Annotated in this window: 12 protein-coding genes; 6 read left to right on the top strand and 6 right to left on the bottom strand. The window is 61.7% G+C overall.

Annotated features, from left to right (window positions below):
- Nucleotides 1–63 precede the first annotated feature (63 nt).
- Nucleotides 64–1,206 (top strand): hypothetical protein, encoded by a 1,143-nt coding sequence (locus NZ585_03725; protein ID MCS7079144.1) that lies wholly within the window; start codon nucleotides 64–66, stop codon nucleotides 1,204–1,206.
- Nucleotides 1,207–1,231: 25 nt separating this feature from the next.
- On the opposite strand, the gene NZ585_03720 is transcribed toward NZ585_03725, so the two are convergent.
- On the bottom strand, nucleotides 1,232–2,602 hold the full coding sequence (locus tag NZ585_03720; protein MCS7079143.1) for an MFS transporter: 1,371 nt from the start codon (nucleotides 2,600–2,602) through the stop codon (nucleotides 1,232–1,234).
- A 303-nt stretch (nucleotides 2,603–2,905) separates the two neighbouring features.
- Here NZ585_03720 and NZ585_03715 point away from each other — a divergent pair, with 303 nt between their 5' ends.
- Together NZ585_03715 and NZ585_03710 are read left to right on the top strand one after the other, a co-directional pair.
- A complete protein-coding gene (locus NZ585_03715) occupies nucleotides 2,906–3,847 on the top strand; it encodes a Uma2 family endonuclease (GenBank protein MCS7079142.1) in 942 nt (313 codons plus the stop codon).
- A gap of 318 nt (nucleotides 3,848–4,165) precedes the next feature.
- Nucleotides 4,166–4,972 carry a hypothetical protein gene (locus NZ585_03710; GenBank protein ID MCS7079141.1) on the top strand — a complete coding sequence of 269 codons (807 nt, stop codon included), beginning with the start codon at nucleotides 4,166–4,168 and terminating at the stop codon, nucleotides 4,970–4,972.
- Nucleotides 4,973–5,082: 110 nt separating this feature from the next.
- On the opposite strand, the gene NZ585_03705 is transcribed toward NZ585_03710, so the two are convergent.
- The 3 genes from NZ585_03705 to ruvA form a co-directional block, all read right to left on the bottom strand.
- Nucleotides 5,083–6,672: an NAD(P)/FAD-dependent oxidoreductase gene (locus NZ585_03705; GenBank protein MCS7079140.1), complete on the bottom strand. Its 1,590-nt coding sequence runs from the start codon at nucleotides 6,670–6,672 to the stop codon at nucleotides 5,083–5,085.
- 111 nt (nucleotides 6,673–6,783) lie between these two features.
- Nucleotides 6,784–7,284, bottom strand: a complete 501-nt coding sequence (locus NZ585_03700; GenBank protein MCS7079139.1) for a hypothetical protein — start codon at nucleotides 7,282–7,284, stop codon at nucleotides 6,784–6,786.
- 18 nt (nucleotides 7,285–7,302) lie between these two features.
- A complete protein-coding gene (gene ruvA / locus NZ585_03695; protein ID MCS7079138.1) occupies nucleotides 7,303–7,902 on the bottom strand; it encodes a Holliday junction branch migration protein RuvA in 600 nt (199 codons plus the stop codon).
- A 213-nt stretch (nucleotides 7,903–8,115) separates the two neighbouring features.
- Between ruvA and NZ585_03690 the strand changes: the two genes are divergently transcribed.
- The 3 genes from NZ585_03690 (at nucleotide 8,116) to NZ585_03680 (ending at nucleotide 12,207) form a co-directional block, all read left to right on the top strand.
- On the top strand, nucleotides 8,116–9,393 hold the full coding sequence (locus NZ585_03690) for a ferredoxin:protochlorophyllide reductase (ATP-dependent) subunit N (GenBank protein ID MCS7079137.1): 1,278 nt from the start codon (nucleotides 8,116–8,118) through the stop codon (nucleotides 9,391–9,393).
- 74 nt (nucleotides 9,394–9,467) lie between these two features.
- The gene (gene bchB / locus NZ585_03685; protein ID MCS7079136.1) at nucleotides 9,468–11,093 is read left to right on the top strand and encodes a ferredoxin:protochlorophyllide reductase (ATP-dependent) subunit B; all 1,626 of its coding nucleotides are present in this window, start codon (nucleotides 9,468–9,470) and stop codon (nucleotides 11,091–11,093) included.
- Between the two features lie 58 nt (nucleotides 11,094–11,151).
- The gene (locus NZ585_03680) at nucleotides 11,152–12,207 is read left to right on the top strand and encodes a hypothetical protein (GenBank protein MCS7079135.1); all 1,056 of its coding nucleotides are present in this window, start codon (nucleotides 11,152–11,154) and stop codon (nucleotides 12,205–12,207) included.
- A gap of 70 nt (nucleotides 12,208–12,277) precedes the next feature.
- Here the strand turns inward: NZ585_03680 and NZ585_03675 are convergent, their stop codons facing one another.
- Complete coding sequence (locus tag NZ585_03675; GenBank protein MCS7079134.1) at nucleotides 12,278–12,613, bottom strand: hypothetical protein; 336 nt, start codon at nucleotides 12,611–12,613, stop codon at nucleotides 12,278–12,280.
- A gap of 417 nt (nucleotides 12,614–13,030) precedes the next feature.
- Nucleotides 13,031–17,080: a carboxypeptidase regulatory-like domain-containing protein gene (locus tag NZ585_03670; protein ID MCS7079133.1), complete on the bottom strand. Its 4,050-nt coding sequence runs from the start codon at nucleotides 17,078–17,080 to the stop codon at nucleotides 13,031–13,033.
- Nucleotides 17,081–17,175 lie beyond the last annotated feature (95 nt).

The raw sequence follows: 17,175 nt of genomic DNA, 5'->3' as shown, positions 1-17,175 counted from the left end.
GGTGTTGGTTTCGGCCATAATCACCGCCACACCTTGATTCATCAACGGGAGAACGACGACCCGATGAAGCGCAGTAATGGATTGTTCTTGGCGGCGGCGCTTGTGCTGCTAGCCGGGCTGTCGCCGCTCACCGGCTGTCAGGGTGGTTCGGCGGCGGGCGACCCCGATAAAACCGGCGCGGCGGCGATGCCGCCGGAGTTTGTCAAGCTGCTTGGGCAGGATGACGGCTTTGCGCTGGCGCTGTTGTTCGGCGCGGACGTCCAGGGCAACCTCAAAGACTGTGGTTGTCCAAAGCACCCGCAGGGTGGGCTGGCGTGGCGGATGGGATACGCCGAAGGTTTGAAGAAGTTGGTCCCGGACGTTGCAATTGTCCAGCTTGACGCCGGACGAATGTTCGCCAACTCGGTCGGCTACATCCAGCCCTACGACCGTGTGCGCAACGAATGGATGCTGCGCGCATACGGCGAGGCCGGTTTTGCAGCGGCGAACATTAGCTACTACGACGTACAGATGCTGGCCGAGTTGCTGCACAAGTCGGAGTTTGAGAACAAGCGCCAAAAGTTTCCGTTTCTGGCGCGGCTGGTTTCGGCCAACGTGCGGCCGACCAAGCCTGACTTGGTCGCTCCGCCGCGCTACCTTGTCGAAACCGTCACGGGCAAGCGGTTGCCCAAGCCGATTCGCTTAGGGATTACCGGCGTCACGATGGCGAATCCGAATCCCGGCGCGGAAACCCTCAACTTCACAATTGACGACCCGGCCGAAGCGCTCAAACTTGTTCTGCCGGAACTGCGCGCCAAGTCGGACTTTGTGATTGTGATGTCGTACGGGCCGGAAGCCCAGACCGACAAGGTGACAAAAGTGCCCGGCATTGACCTCGTGGTGGTGGCGAACAACCTCGGCGCGATGATTCTGCAAGTGCAGAAGGTCAACGACGTGTCGGTAGTGCAGGCTTTCTCGCAGACGAAGATGTTGGGCGACCTGCGGTTTTACTACGGAACGGATGGTAAGCTCAACCAGATGCGGCTTTCCATGCCCAGCCTCGATAAGGTCATCCCGACCGACCGGCGGTGGGAGCAAATGGTAGCGGACGCGCAGAAGGCAATTGACGAGGCGATGAAGGCGACGGTGGATGCGCCGCCGGCAGAGCCGGCCGGGCCGCCCAGCAGCGCCGCGCCGCCCAACAGCACCACGCCGTCTAGTAAGTAGGCCATGATGAAGCTCCAGCCGCCCGTTACCGGCGGCCGGCGTCCGCGTGCGATCCGGCTTCCGGCGCCGACAAACCCAGTCCGTAGAGCACCGCCGCCGCCGCCAACGCGACCGGCATCAGCAGCAACGCGACGGAAAGCGTCTGTGTCGTTGGCGAAAGGCCGCAGAGCGCGGCGATGGAGGACACCAGCGCCGGCGGCGGTTGTCCCGCTTCGGCCAGCTTGCGCAGGTACGTGGAAATCCATCCCACCAATGACAGCGAAATGCCGTCGCCGAGGACATGGATGGCGACGACTAGAAATCCGGTCGCCGTGGTGCGCAGGTTCGGCGCGACGAGATTGACGACCAGCGTATTTGCCGGCCCGTTGCCGAGATAGACGAGAAAAAGGGTGAGGAACGTACAGACCTGATACACGCGCGGCGACGCGGCGACCAACGCGATGAGCATGGGGATGGCCGCCACGCCGCCGCTGACGGCGCAAACGAAAAAATATCCCCGCACACCGCGCAGCCGCCGATTGAGCGCATCGCCCAGAAAGCCGCCGACGAGACTGCCCAGTGTGCCGCCGACGACGGCGCAGACGCCCAACACCAAGTTGGCTTCTTTCTCGCTAAGTCCTTTGTCGGTTTTCATCCATTCCGGCGCCCAGAACACCAGCGCGCCCAGCGCAAAGGTGATCGCCGCGTATCCGGCGCACGTCAGCAAGTAGCCGCGATTGACCAGTAAGCGTCGGTAGCCGTCCAGCCAATGCGTGGATTCATCAGCGGCAGCGGCTTCCGCCGGTTCGTCCATGACGCCACGCTGCGGCTCACGGATCAGCGCCATGGTCGCCGCCGCCAGCAGACCCGGCACGCCGACAATCAGCAGCGCGTTCCGCCAACCAAACGCCGCCGGGTCGCCAAGGTAGCCGCCCAACACAAAACCCGCCGCCGCCCCAATGGGGATGGTCGCCTGAAAGATGCTCATGACGAGACCGCGACGGTTTTTCGGGAAGTAGTCCGCCAGCAGGCTCGGCGCGATCGTGGCGTAGTTCGCTTCTCCGACGCCGACGGCGGCCCGGGCGACCAGCAGTTGGAAGAGGTTGCGCGCAAAGCCGGCCCCGGCCGTGGCGAGGCTCCAGACAAAGATGCCGGCCGCAATCAGGCGTCCGCGGTGGTACCGGTCGCCGAAGTAGCCGAACAAGGGTGAGCAAAGCGTATAAACCCACGTGAAGGCGCTCCCAATCAGACCAAGCTGCGCGTCGGTGTACCCCGTGTCGGCTTTGATGTAGGGCACCAGCGCCGAGAAAATGTAGCGGTCAATGTAGTTGAGCAAGTTGAGCAGCGTCAGCGTCGCCAATACAAAGTAGGCGTAGGTCATCGCCCGAGACGGCGACGCGGCGGCGGTAGCGGCCATGAGTGTAAAGGCTTGTCCGCGAGAAAGTAGGTTGCGAGCGGGGCGATCTTAGCGGCTGCGCCGACGGTTGGCTAGTGGGCGTCCGACGGTCAAAAGCGCCCGTTCCTTACGAAATTTTTGCGCTCTTTGAAGGTGTAGTGACGCCCCGGTTAAATCGCGTCATTTGAGAGGGTCAGGCGTCGGAACGACACACAGCGCCAGTCACAGCCTGCCTGTGTTATGGTTTTGTCCCGCAGGCGCGCGCCGCCGCCCGTGGACGCAGACCCAACACCGACCTTGGAAGACCCTGGAGGTACGCACGCGATGTCCACGCCGTTGACCGCCACCCCGCCCCGCTTGATGACCTTTGAAGAGTTCTTAGACTACGGCGAACCCGGCGTACGCTATGAACTCATCGAAGGTGTCCCCGTCGAGATGCCCCAACCGAAAAAAGCCCACCAACTCATCGTACTGGCGCTAGCCGCGTATCTCACCCGCGCCATCAGTGAGAAAGGGTTGCCGTACGTGGTGACGCTGCTGGGGGTGCAGATTAGTGAGCACATGGCGCTGATTCCCGACCTGGTGGTGTGTCGGCGGGAGGATGCGGCGCTGGGGGCGGATGAGGAGGAAGCCGGGGTGGTGCGGGTAGGCGTGCCGGTGGTGTTGGCGGTGGAGGTGGCGAGCGAGAACTGGCGGGACGACCATGGGAAGAAGCGGGAGGCGTATGCGCGGCGCGGGGTGGCGGTGTACGTGGTGGTGGATCGGCGGCGGCGGTGCATGGTGGTGTACGGGCGACCGGATGTAGTGACGGGGAGGTACTTGGAAGAGAAGACGTATCGAGAGGGTGAAGTGGTGGTGTTGGAGGCGTTGGGCGGGTGTCGGTTGCCGGTGCGGGAGGTGTTGGCGGGGGTGTTTGCGGAGGATTTGCAGCGGGCGGAGTTGGAGCGGTTGTTGGCGGAGCAGGCGGCGAAGGAGGCGGCGGAGGCGCGGTTGAAGGAAGCGGAGGCGCGTGCGGAAGCGGAGCGGCAAGCCAAACTCGAAGCCGAAGCCCGTGCCGAAGCCGAACGGCAGGCCAAGCTCAAAGCCGAAGCCCGCGCTAAAGAAGCCGAGTCTCGCGCTGAGGCAGAGCGGCAAGCCAAACTCGAAGCCGAAGCCCGCGCCGAGGCGGAACGCGCGGCACGGGAAGCGGAGCGGCAAGCGAAAGAAGCCCTGCTGGAAGAGTTGACCCGCTTGCGCGCGCAGATGGGGTTGCCGCTGGAAGCGTAACGCAGTGAGTAATCCCAGCTATCCGCCTGCACACCAGCCGCGTCGTCACTACCGATGCGTCTCGCACAACTGGTGAACCGGCGGCTTCCGCTCCGCGCGCGCCACTGCCTCACTTCCCCACCTATTCGTTCTTAGGTTGCGAGTGGCGCAATCTTAGCGGCTGCGCCGACGGTTGGCTAGTGGGCGTTCGACGGTCAAAAGCGCCCGTTCCTTGCGAAATTTTTGCGCCCTTTTGCGCCAGCGCGCGTTAAGCCGCCGTTGTCGTCTTACATCGTTCGCTTCAGCAGGTCATACCCTTACATGGCAGGAGAACCCACGATGCGCTTCACGTCGTTACGCTTCACGCTCGCCCTCTGCTTTCTCGCCGCCATGGCTTGCGCCGCCGCCGCGCAGTCCGAGCCGGCCGCCGCAACGGAAGCTTCTGGAGCCAGCGGTCGCCAAACGCTGGCGACGCCGGGAATCATCGTCAGAATGCTTGAGGTCAAGCACCGCAAGCCGTCCGTGCTGGCCGAGGTGTTACGTGATCTCATGACGCCGCAGGGCTACATGCGCGCCGGCGACGAGTTCAACGTTCTCGTCGTACGGGATACCCCGGAAGGTCTCGCCCGCGTTGAAGAGGCGCTCCAGAAGCTCGACCGCCCAGCGCTGCCGGACGAAAACTTTGAGGTTAGCTTTTACTTTCTGAAGAGCTCCGAGACGCCCACCGACCGGAAGCGATACCCGCCCATCATTGAGCCGGTTGTCAGGCAACTCGAAAGCTCATTGCCGTTTCGCGGCTATGAATATCTTGGAACGACATTATCCCGAACAACGAATGGAGGCTATATTTCTACGAGCACCGCCCTGAAGGAATATGAAGCTGCCAGCGGACTCATCACAGTCATCCCAAAGTTTACATCCACCATCAGGGCTAGGATTGATGTAGTTGGAAAAAGCAGCGATAGGTATATATTCAACCTATCAAACTGCTCAGTCGCTCTATCTGGGGAAGGATATGGAAACGAGCAAGATTCAATGACTTTCAGAGTGCTGGAAGGCGAGCCTGTTTGTATTGCAACACAAGCGGCAAGGTCGGAAAATTTTTTTGCAGTTATCGTGATCAAGCGTCTCAAGCTAGGCGACTAAGTTCGTTCACGATAAGGCGACAATCGCTTGAAAACGTCGGGAGCGTGGGCGTCTTTGCTTCCATTGGCCTTTCAAGCCCGCAAGCGAGACGCCGCCGCTCCAGAACCTACCTACCAGTCGGCCAGTACGACCCGCGCCGTATTGTAGCCGCTCGCTCCGAAGACGCCGCCGCCCGGATGCGTGCTCGCGCCGGTCAAATACAGCCCCGGAATCGGCGTCTTGTAGGACGCCAGTTCCGGCAGCGGACGAAAGAAAAACATCTGGTCAAGCGACATCTCAACGTGCATGACGTTGCCGCGCAGCAGCCCCAGCTTGCGCTCGATTTCAACCGGCGTCTGAATGTAGCGCCCAATAATTTTCCCCTTCATATTCGGCGCATAGCGGCACACGACATCATAAATTTTGTCGGCTTCGCGCTCGGCGATGTCGTCCCAGTTTTCGCCGTTGGAAAGCTCATAGGGGTGGTACTGCGCCCACGTAAACAGCGTATGCTTGCCCGGCGGAGCCAGCGTCGGATCAATCGCCGAAAACGTCATAGCAACCACGCTCGGCTGCGCCGGCGGGCGTCCGAGGTAAAAATCCCGCAGGCTGCTTTCCAAGTAGGCCGCCGACGGGCAGAGCAACTGCAGCGCGCTGTGGCATGGCGCCACACCGCGTTCGTCCGCCGTCACGCCCTCATACTGCGGCAGTTCCTCGACGGCATGCCGAACAATCATCCCAAAGCCGTTGCCAACGCGAATGTTGGCGACGCGCCGCCGCAACTCGCTGGGGCAATCTTCCAACAGCTTGAGAAACGTCGTTTGGACGTGGCAGGCGCTCACCACCCGGCGTGCGTGGAAGGCCTCGCCGCCCGTCAGCTTAATTTTGAACGTTCCGTCGGTCAGTCGCGCAATGGCTGAAACTTCGGCGTTGAGGTAAAGCGTCCCGCCGTGCGCCTGAAAGCACTTGGCCAGCGCCTGTGTCAGCGCCCCAGAGCCGCCTTTGGCGCGCTTTGCGCCGGTTTGGTGAATCATGGCGTTCCAGCCGAACATGTCCCCACTGGCGACCTCATTCGGCCCCGGCCCTGACTGCGCCGCCAACCACAGCATGGCAGTGCGCAGATGCTCGTTCTCGAACGTCTCTCGGATGACCTGTCCGTAGGGCGCCATCAACTGGCGAGCGGTTTCTAGCGACCCCCATGCCTTGCGCGCTCGAAGGCTGGTCACGCCGCGCTTGAGCGCCGTCCAGAGAATTTTCTGCGGGTTGGGCGTGTTGAGAAATACCTCAAAAATTGCTTCGTTGAGTTCACCCCAGTGCGCGACAAACCGGCGATACCGCTCCGCGTCGGCGGGCGATAACTGCGCAATGCTGGCGCAGGTTTTGTCAATGTCGCGGTGGAAGGTAATGGCGTGGGGCGTCCCCAGAACGGGATAAAACGCCCACGGGTCCATTTCAATGTATTCGAGACCGTATTTGGCGAGTTCAAGCTCCGCAATGACCGGCGTCCCGTGAATCATAATGTGGGCTGACGAGCCGATATCAAACTTGTAGCCCGGAATGATTTCCTCCGTGCATACCGCGCCGCCCACGACCGGACGTCGTTCCAAAACCAAAACAGAACGCCCTGCCTTCGCCAAGTAGGCGGCGCAAATCAGGCCGTTATGCCCGGCGCCCACCACGGCGACATCGTAAATTGCTGCATCCGACATATCCTGAACCACTGTTGAACCGCGCCGTGTTCAACTCTGGGACGGCGCGGCACGGGATACCTCCCCAAGGGTAAAACAGGCTGTGAGGTTGTCCGCACCGTGGCGTCGTCGCCAAGCCCCACCCTACGAAGCATCCGCCAACTCGGTATGGGAGGCTGTGCCATCTGGTGTGTGCGCCGCAATCGCCTCGGTAACGCGCCGGAAGGTCTCCGGCGTCGCTGCGCCGTTGACAGCCTGCACAATCGCGCCGTCCGGCGCAATGACGACGACACGGCAGCGGCCGAACGTCAGGCCATACGCCCGCGCCACTTCGCCATTCCAATCAATGAGCACTTCCTTGGGGGATAGTTTTTCAATACTGGTGCGAACCAGCTCCCGAAAGATACCCGGTACGCCCTGGAAGGCCGCAATCCCAACGATGTCAATCCGGTCGCGGAACTGCACGTACAATGGTTCGATCCAGCTCGCTAACTGGGAAGCGCTGACCATATCACCGAAGCACAGCACCGTCACCATTGGGCGCGGAAAGTGATACACGTGCGCTCGGCCGTGGTGATCGTCAAGTGAGAATGACGGCGCTTGTCCGAACATCGTGTGCACAGAGAAGTTTTTCCGCAGGTTCATCACCGAACAGACGCAAAGTTAGCGGTAAAGCCGCTTCATCGCCTGCTTGATGAGGTGACTCAAATCCCGACTGGTTTCCTCGGCAAAGGTCTGAGCCACAGCCTTCTCCACCAGAGCCGGCGACCACCCAAAGTTGATGAGCGCCGAAGCCACGTCCCGTTTGAGCGGTTCGTCGCCGTCGGCGGGCGTAGGCGTGGCTGACGGGGGGAGATCAAGCGCCGGGAGCTTGTCGCGTAGCTCAACAATGATACGCTCGGCGGTTTTCTTTCCGATACCCGGCACGCCGGACAGCCGCCGGCCGTCGCCAACCGCAATCGCCTGCGCCAAATCCGGTGGGGTAAAACCCGACAGGAGCGCCAGTGCCGTCCGCGCCCCGACGCCCGACACCGACAGCAGCCGGACGAAAAACGCCCGCTCCGTGCGGTCGTGAAACCCGTACAGGGCGAGCGCGTCCTCGCGCACTAGCAAGTAGGTGTGCAGCGTCACGTTGCGGCCGACTTCGGGCAGGCGCTCGTAGGTGTAGAGCGATACGCCAACTTCAAAGCCGATGCCGCCGACGCCAACCACAACCGCCGCCGACGCTTTCTCCAACAGGGTTCCGGTCAGTTGGGTGATCACGGGTTGCCATCCTCGTCTGGAAAAATCAGCGGGTGAACGCCTACCGTACCACACCGCGTCACCGCCGACTGCGCCGGACAGCCCCGCATACAGCGGCATGCGGATGTTACGGTTGCGAAGTGTGTTTTTATAAACGAACTTAGGGGCAAGGCAGTCTGCTGCGTCGTCCGGTGCGGCAGGCGTGTCTTGAGCACCTTTTCTGGAGATCCCCCTATGGCGTCCTTGAATGTCATCCGCGAGGCAAGCTGCGCCGAAGGCTTCTGTTCGCTCGGCTGCATCGCTTGGCTGTACCGCAAAATTCGTGGCTCGTTTTTTCTGATTGTCGGCAGCCACACCTGCCAGTATTTCATGCAGTCTGCGCTCAGCGTGATGATCTTTTCTGAGCCGCGTTTCGCCACTGCCATCATCGAAGAAAGCGACTTGGCGGCGAAAACCGCCGACTTCGCCCACCTTGAACTTGACCGTATCGTGGGCGACATCGTTCGAGAATACAACCCGACGATTATCTTCCTTGTTGGCACTTGCCCAGCCGAGATCATCAAGATTGATCTCCAAAACATCGGCGAGATGCTGACGCAGAAGTACGCCCGCCCGATTATGTTCGCGCCGGTTTCCGGTCTGGAGCACACGTTTACCCAGGGCGAAGACGGCGTGCTGCAGGCGTTGCTGGCCATCTCGCCGGAGGAAGCGCCCGGCACGCCGCGCGAACTCCTGTTGGTCGGCGCAGTGGGCGACCTCGTGGAAGATGAAATTCTCGAACAGCTAGCCGAACTGGAGATTCCCGTACGCGGCGTCCTCCCGGCGCGCGACCCACGCCGACTGCCCGCCATTGGGCCAAACACCGTCGCCGTGGCGCTCCAGCCGTATCTCTCCATGACGATGAACGCGCTCAAACGGCGCGGCGTCGAGGTCATTTCCTGCCGGACGCCTATTGGGCCGACGGCGACTCGCCAGTTTTACGAAGCCATTTGCCGCGCCTTCGGCAAGGAGCCGCCCGCCAAGCTCGCGGCGCTCGAAGCTGAAGCTTGGGAACGAATCGGGCCGGAGCGCGAACTGCTCATCGGCAAACGCATTGCCATCGTCGGCGACAACTTGCTCGAACTCCCTATTGCTAACCTGCTGCATGAAATGGGCGCGGAAATTGTTGAACTCTCCACGCCTTACTTCAACCGCAAGGCAATGGCGGCCGACGTGGCCTGCCTACCGGAAGGGCTGACGCTGTATGAGAAACCGGATGTTATCGCGCAGGCTGAGCGCATCATTGCCCTCAAACCTGACCTAACGATTTGCGGCCTTGGGCTGGCGAATCCGTTTGAATCACGCGGACTGCCGACCAAGTGGTCAATTGAGTTCACGTTTACGCCCATCCACGGGTTCAAGCACGCCAAGGAATTGGCGGAAATCATTGCACGTCCTGTCCGGCGTGGGAACCTGATGGCGCAGCGCGGGTGGTATGTTAACCAACCGGCCGCCGGGCCAGCCGCTGTCTGAGCGGCAGTGCTTTGGTTCGATGACGACTGGCTTCCAACGCTATCGCGCTTCCTTCTGCTCAGGAGTAAAAACCTATGCGACTTCACTACTGGACATATGAAGGCCCGGCTCATGTCGGCGCATGCCGGGTTGGGACTTCGATTCCCGGCATACATACGGTGCTCCACGCGCCCGGCGGTGATTCCTACACCAGTGTTTTGTTCACGATGATTGATCGGCAGTGCGGCTTCCCAGCCGTAACTAACGTCAGCTACGGGCGGAAAGAGGTCTCTACGACGGGCGTGGATCGAATGATCACTGTCGTGGAGCAGGTTGAGCGTACACACAAGCCGCGCATCATTCAGGTCATTCCCACCTGCACGTCCAATCTCCTCAAGGAGGATGTGGGCGGCGCGCTGAATCGCTTACAGTCACGGTGCAACGCCCGACTGGTTTTCCTTCAGCTCAACGCCTTCTGCGAAAAAGAGGATCAAGGGGCGGATATGACGTTCGCCGGTTTGGTTGAGCAGCTGGCGACGGGGACGAGTGAGCGGACGCCGGAACCCAGCGTCAACATTTTGGGGTTGACCAGCCTTGGTTTCCGTCACCGCGACGACCTACGGGAAATTACCGGCCTCCTCAACCAGTGCGGCGTGCGGGTCAATGCGGCGCTCCCCCTTGGTGGTACGGCGGCCGACTTCGCCCGGTTGGGTCAGGCGTGGTTCAATGTTGTACCTTACGCTGAAATTGGGCTGCGGGCGGCGAAAATCTTGGAGCACCGCTTTGGGCAGCCCTATCTCGTCCATGCGCCGATTGGGATTCAGGCGACGCAGGAATTCATCGAGCTGGTGCAGGCTAAGGTTGAAGAACTGGGCGGCCGCCCGGCCAACTTCCATCCACGCCCGGAAACGATGAGCCGCATGCCGTGGTATTCACGTTCCGCCGACAGCCACTACCTGACGCCCAAACGGTCCTTTGTGTTCGGTGTGGCGTCGCACGCCTTGGCGGTCGCCCGGATGATGGAGGAAGAAATCGGCATGCGTCCGCTGGCCGTCGGGACGTTTTCCTATGAACATTCAGGGGCGTTTCTCGATGAGTGCGCCCGGCGTGGCTGGCAGGGCTTTTACTCGGACGACTTCAAGGAAGTTGAGCGGCGGATCGCCGACCTGATGCCGGACATCGTTCTTGGGACGCAAATGGAACGTCACACGGCGCGGCGGTATGACTTGCCGGCGACGGTCATTAGCTGCCCAGCCCACGTCACGGATTTTCCGGCCCGCTATTCCCCATTTGCAGGTTGGGAAGGGGCTAATGTAATCTTTGACGCGGTAACGCACACACTCACGCTTGGTTTGGAATCGCACTTGATTGATATGTTCCGCGAGTTGCCGGGCGTTGAACATGATTCCGTTCTGGGTGCGGTTAGATTACCCGACCTGCCGGACACGCCCCGCCAGGTCACCAAGGCGGCCGCACCGGCTGTGGACGCCGCGCCAACCCCTGCTGCTGTTGCAACAGCGACGCCGGCGGGCGCGGCCTCCAGAGAAGCGGCCGGCGAGCCGCGATGGACGGATGAAGCCTTGGCGGAGTTGAAAAAAATCCCCTTCTTCATCCGTAAGAAGGCGATGCATAACACCGAGAAGTACGCGCGCGAGCATGGCATCCGCGAGATTCTCCCCCAGACGATTTACGCTACGCGCGATGAACTGTCACGCAAGTGAGTTTCCGCCGCTGGTGTGTGCCGCACCGACCGAGAGACACCCATAAGGAGCTTGTTCGGTGGACACTTACGTTGCAATTGGCTTGGCGATCGTCGTCATCGGTATCGTCGGCGCAGCCGCCTTCCTTTTCCTCAAAGGTAAGAAAACCGAAGACGCCGCAGGTTTGGGGCTGATGGGCGGCTCGCCGCCGGCGTTGGAAAAACCAAGCGCTGCGCAGGAAGCGGCGCGTGTCGCGGAAGCTCAGCAACGAGCGGCGGAAGAAGCGCGCCGCGCTGAAGAGCAACGGCGACTCGAAGAACAACGTCGTCTGGAAGAACAGCGGCGGCTGGAGGCACAACGGCGGGCTGAGGAAGAAGCGCGCCGCGCTGAGGAACAGCGCCGACTGGAAGAGCAGCGCCGCGCTGAGGAAGCCGCCCGCCTCGCAGCGGAAGAAGCCCGTCGCGCTGAAGAACAGCGGCGACTCGAAGAACAACGTCGCGCTCAGGAAGAAGCCGCTCGCCTCGCGGCCGAAGAAGCCCGTCGCGCTGAAGAACGGCGGCGTGCCGAGGAACAGCGCCGACTGGAAGAGCAGCGCCGCGCCGAGGAAGCCGCCCGCCTCGCAGCGGAAGAAGCCCGTCGCGCTGAAGAAGCTCGCCGGGCTATGGAAGCTCAACTCCAAGCGCAGCCGTTGCCGGAGTTTGATGTCAATAATGCGCCTGACCCGACACCGGCTACGCCAGCAACCAGTGAAACCGAAATTCCGGCTTACTTTATACCGCCGGGCGGCCAAACCGTGCCCCTGGGCTCGCCTCCCGCACCCACACCGCCGACCAAGTTCAAAGCTAGTGAAGAGCTGCACAAGATAGCGCAGCGCGTGGCGCGCACGATTGTTAGCGACATCAAAATCTACAATCCGCAGAAAATCGAGCAGGGTATCGCGCAGAAAAACCTGTACGACTTGCTCAAGAAGGAGTTCGACAACAGCATCAAGACCTATGAGGAGCGCGCCGACCCGCAGGTGCGGGCCGAGTCCAACTACCTATACGAGTACATTGTCAAGTCGCTGTGCAACGGCGATCCGTCCGTCCTTGGCGTGAACTTCCCGATGGACAAGTTCCGCCAGTCGTCATCCTGAATCAGCGATTTGTTTCCGACGTGATGCGCCCGGCCGCCAGTGATGCGGCCGGGCGTTTTTTTGGTGATGATCAAGTCTGGTGGGATGGCTCGTCTTCCTCGTCTCTCTCATCCGGGCTAACAAACGCCTTGAACTCCGGTATGTCATCGAGCAGGTTATGCACCTGCAGCCCGAACTCCCGCGCCGCGCCCTTCCCACGATCAATCTCGTCATACTTTTTGGCCGAGCGCTGTCGCTGTATCAGGAACAATCGCTTTGTCCTTGGGTTCACGCCGTAGAACTCAAGTTCATAGCGGTGCGGTTCATAATGTGCTTCGTTGTCGGCCCAGATGAAGTCCCACACCACAACTTTAATCCGTCCGTCACTGAGCGTGCCGACGTGAAAACCGCCAAGGTTGGAGGTCACAAGGCGTCTCTTGGAAAGCCGCGCAAACTTTCCCCCGACGACGCCGATGAGCTCCAGTTCAAAACTATGCCCGGAGCCGCCTAGCGCGACAGCGACCCAGGCAATAAGGGGCTGCGGAAAGCCGGCGACATTCAGTATCCAAAACCGCGCAAAAGTGAAGGTTGTTCCAAATGCATAGCCTGCTATGGGATCGCTATGTGGTCGCGCCTCATCACAAAACGCGCCGTTGGCCACCGCGCTTCGGGCGACGCAATTTCAAGCGTCGGCGCTTGGTCCTCTCCCTCCAGCACGCGGACGACGGTCTTGCCGAACTGCGGGAAAACCACCTCCGCCTGCTACGCCACGCTGGTATCCTGCGCGTAAGCCGCTGCCCCAAACACAACAAGCCAAAGACACAGCCGCATCGCGCCGTATAACCTACCGCGAGCGCACTTCGCCTACGACTTGCCAGACGCTGTGACTGCGCCGAATCCAGTGACGCAGCAAATCCACTCGGTAAGCGAAAGTGTCATCGCCATACTTTTCAAGCACCTCGTTGCGAAACAACTCTTCCAGCGTCAGCCGAATCGTCGTCTCGGACAGCGTGACAGGGTAGCCCGCTTCCGCAATGCGCGTGGCCAAACGTTCGGCCGTGACAACGTCGGCTTCGTCCAGCAGCACATCGGCCATCAGCGCCAGCACCAGTTTTTCATCGTCACTCAGACCGTCCCAAAAATACATCATCTGCGGGAGCGGGTTGTTGACGACCTCCTCAACAATGGCGACGACATCCGCCCGCAGCACGTAGTGCCGTTTCTGCTCATTGAGAAAATCAACTATGTTTTGGCAGAGCACCTGCGTGTAAAACGGCTGTCCGGCCGTCAACCGCACGATGGCATCCACCACGCCCCGACCGTACACGACGCAGTCTCTGACCGGTTCCGTAATGAGCCGCCGTGTGTCGTTAGGCGTCAGGTAGGACACCTTCCGAAACAGTGACCGCCGCAACAAGTCGCGCCAGAAGCGCCGATCTCGGTCTTCCAGCCGCCGCGAGCCGGTAAACACAAACGACAGACGTGCATAACGATCCAGCAAACTCGCCAGAAACGGCACGAGATCACGCGACAGTTTGCCGTCTTCCACCTTCGTCTCAAACAACTCATACTCGTCTACCAGCCACACCAGTTGCCGGTCGCCGATCCGGTCGAGCGTCGCTTCAATGAATGCTCGGAAACGGTCATACGGGTTCGGCTCGCCTGTGAAATCAGGTGGTTCCCACGGCGCAGACGTTTGTTTGGTCACGGCTTCGCCGATGAGACGGGCGACGCGGTTGAAAAATTCTCCATCGCTGCGAACCAGCATTTCCTGCATGTCTATGAAGACCGGCGTAAATGCTTCACCCAACCGGCCGTTCGCCATCTGGTAGAGGATAGAACTTTTTCCCGTACGTCGCTCGCCGCAAAAAACGATAACCAGTCCCTGCGGCGTCGCCTCGAGCTTCCGCACGACGTACTGGAAATCATCCTCGCGGCCGAAAAACATGGCTTGGGAGCGAATCGGGTTGCCGACGACGTAGGGATTGCGTCCGATGGGCGTGAATTTGCGCAGCGCCGGCGGCAGGACGTATTCCCGGCTGCGCGCACGCTGCATAAGCCAGACGCCTGTGCCGCCGCCCGTCATGACTAAAGCGCAGACGGCCCAGAACCAGCCCCGCAGGTAAAACGGGGCGTCAATCCGCACGACGTAGCGCCGAACGGCGGCCGTCCGCCCGTACAGGTCACGACTCAGTGCCCGCACTTCAAAGACGTGTTCGCCGGCGGGCAGGCCGCTGACAGCGTACTCGGTCGGCGTCGTCGCTGTGCGCTCCGGCGTAATGCGTCGCCAGTCAGCGTCGCGCCCGACGAGGCGGTAAAAGTACGTCACCGGGCCGGTCTGACTGACAGCTGTAAAGCGAAATTTCAACCGATGGAAGCCAGCGCGCAGTGACGCTTCCCTCGCCGACGGGATCTCTGCTCCGTCGGCTTCTAGGCGAATGTCCACGACGGGCGGACGCAGGTTGGGGCGATGCCGCACCAGCCCGGCGTCGGTGGCGAGCCAGAGGGCGCCGTCCGGCGTTTTCACAACGCCGCGCAGACGCAGACCACCGAGATCATACCGATCCCGCCGGTAGGTCTGCGCCACACCTTCCTCGTCCAGCAGAAATTTGCGCAGGCTGCCGTCACCCAACGCGACCCACAGAAAGGCTTCCATGGCGTTCTGCTCGACGTACAGGGCTTGTACGTCGCCGCCCTGCACCGCCGTCTGAAAACTGTCGGAGACAAAGTTCACGCCGTCGAAGGTTTCAATCCCCCGTCCCGTCGCTAGCCAAAAGCGGCCGCTCTGGGGCTGTTCAACAACGGCGCGCACATCGAGGTTCTCCAGTCCGCGCGTATCGCCGATGACCACGAGTTCAGCCGTTTCTGGCTCATAGCGGTACGCGCCGTCGTTAGTGGCCAGCCACACCGCGCCGGAGCGGGCAAGCGTCGCCGTCCGCACTTCGCCGTCCAGCGGAATGGCTTCGCCGTCCGGCTTTAGCGTCACGGCGTTGAGTTTGAACAGCATCTTAGCTGTGACGACCCAGAGCGTTTGGCGCGCAGCGTCCAGCAGCAACGACCGCACCCGCGTCAGGGAACGGTCGTCGGCTGTGACGGCGCGAACAGCTGCACCGTCCCACAACCAGAGGCCGTTTTCCGCCCCAACCCACAGGCGATCGTCCGCCGCCAGCAGCGCGCGAACCGTCAGTTTGGCTAGGTCGGGATGCGGACTCTGAAAGCGTACGCCGTCGAAGGCATAGACGCCGCGCGCCGTCCCAACCCAGAGACGGCCCGGTTCAGCGGCGGGCGCTACAGCGTACACATCGCTGTCCGGCAAGCCACGACTTGTGTCAAAGACGACGAAGCTATAGACATCGTGCCGGAAAGCACCCTTGTCCGTGGCGAACCAGAGGTTGTGGTCAAGGTCGCAGGTCACACCCACCACGGCGGCGTCAGTTAGCAATTCCGCCGCCTCGTTGCGGTGGGGGTCATAAACAATGACGCCCTGCCCGTCGGCGCGGGCGCACCAGACGCGCCCTTCCCCATCCACTCGACAGGCTCCCAGCGGACGTTGCGACAAAGCGCCCGGCACAGCGACAAGGTGGCCGTCTGGGGTCACCGTGCACAGCCCAGCGGAAGTCGTACACCAGAGCGTCGGCGACTGCGGATCGGCAGCGACGCCGTGTACGGCCGCCTCGCCGACGGCGGTCGGGGTCAGCCGTTCCCAGCCTTGCCCTGGCCGCCACCGGAACAGTCCGCGGGCAGTCGCCGCCGCCACGCCGCCGTCAGGCAACGTGTGGAGGTCGGCGATCCGCGTCGCGCCAATGTCAGCGACCGGTTGCCACTGAGTGGAGGCCGGCCAGTAGCGGTACAGCCCGCTCGCCGTCCCGACCCAAAGCTCGCCGCCTACACCCGCCAATAGGCAGGTCACATCACGCGCCGATTCGGAGAGAAACGACACCGTCGTCATTCCCGACGGCAGAAACGCCAGTCCGTCAGGCGTTCCGAACCACAGCACACCGTCGGTTGTCCGCGCCAGCGCCGTCACGGATTTCCCGACGAGGGGAGCAAGAAACGACTCCGGCGTTTCAGACGACTGGGACGCTTGTCCGTCAAAGCGGCAGACGCCGGCGGTCGTCCCAAACCACACGCTTCCATCGGCGTCGCAAAACACAGTCTGCACGTCATTGGAGGGTAAGCGCGGCGCAACGAATGAACGATCCAAGCTGCGCACGCCGATGGGAATGGTGGATACGCGGTTCAACAGAAGGGTGACTTCCAGCGTCGTCCGCTCGCCGGGAACGACGACCTCGACCGTTTTAGCTTCGTAGCCGGTGACGACGGCCGTGACCTCGTAAACGCCCGCCTCCATGCGTCCGAAGAAGTACTCACCCCGGCGGCCTTCGAGCGCGCGCAGAGCGGTGACTTCACGCCGCGCCGTGTCCTTCAGCCGCGCCGTCACGACTGCACCGCTGAGATTCACATTGGTGCGCTCACTGCGCGCGACGACCCGCAGCGAGCTAGGGGACAGTTGGAGCTTCAGATCGCTGACGATCTCGTCGGGACGACTCAAGCTGACGGCCTGTGTCTGCGGCCGATAGCCATTCGCGGTGGCGGTGATGGTGTATTTGCCGACACGCGGAACGGTGAAGGTGAATCTGCCGTCCGTCCCCGTCAGCAGGGAGGCCACAGGGGCGGTCGGGCTCGTACACATTACCTTGGCGTCCGCCAGCGGAGCGCCGGACTCGGCGACGACCACGCCGCTGATGGTCAAGCCCGTCGCCGGCGGCGCTTGGGCGGCGAATCCACCGTTTAGCAGGAGGAAAACCACGCCCAACCACAGACCGCAGCGGCGGCAACGTCGCCACGACGTACCGCCGCAACCGACCCACGTCGTTTGTTGTCTATGATTCATTCTGACAAGGCGCGTGGCGGTAAAACACGGGAAAGCCTCTGCCCCACCCGTTCCGCCTAAGCGTTCCACCCTGTTCCGGCTTAGTTTCGACGAAG

This window comes from Chloracidobacterium sp., from assembly GCA_025057975.1.
Lineage (GTDB): Bacteria > Acidobacteriota > Blastocatellia > Chloracidobacteriales > Chloracidobacteriaceae > Chloracidobacterium.
Note: the sequence above shows the minus strand (reverse complement) of the source record. Positions and strands in the feature narration are given on the sequence as shown.

What these genes read in the sequence shown, in the direction of transcription:
- NZ585_03725 (MCS7079144.1), top strand. Translation starts at nt 64, where the DNA reads ATGAAGCGCAGTAATGGATTGTTCTTGGCGGCGGCGCTTGTGCTGCTA.
- NZ585_03720 (MCS7079143.1), bottom strand. Translation starts at nt 2,602, where the DNA reads ATGGCCGCTACCGCCGCCGCGTCGCCGTCTCGGGCGATGACCTACGCC.
- NZ585_03715 (MCS7079142.1), top strand. Translation starts at nt 2,906, where the DNA reads ATGTCCACGCCGTTGACCGCCACCCCGCCCCGCTTGATGACCTTTGAA.
- NZ585_03710 (MCS7079141.1), top strand. Translation starts at nt 4,166, where the DNA reads ATGCGCTTCACGTCGTTACGCTTCACGCTCGCCCTCTGCTTTCTCGCC.
- NZ585_03700 (MCS7079139.1), bottom strand. Translation starts at nt 7,284, where the DNA reads ATGAACCTGCGGAAAAACTTCTCTGTGCACACGATGTTCGGACAAGCG.
- NZ585_03690 (MCS7079137.1), top strand. Translation starts at nt 8,116, where the DNA reads ATGGCGTCCTTGAATGTCATCCGCGAGGCAAGCTGCGCCGAAGGCTTC.
- bchB (MCS7079136.1), top strand. Translation starts at nt 9,468, where the DNA reads ATGCGACTTCACTACTGGACATATGAAGGCCCGGCTCATGTCGGCGCA.
- NZ585_03670 (MCS7079133.1), bottom strand. Translation starts at nt 17,080, where the DNA reads ATGAATCATAGACAACAAACGACGTGGGTCGGTTGCGGCGGTACGTCG.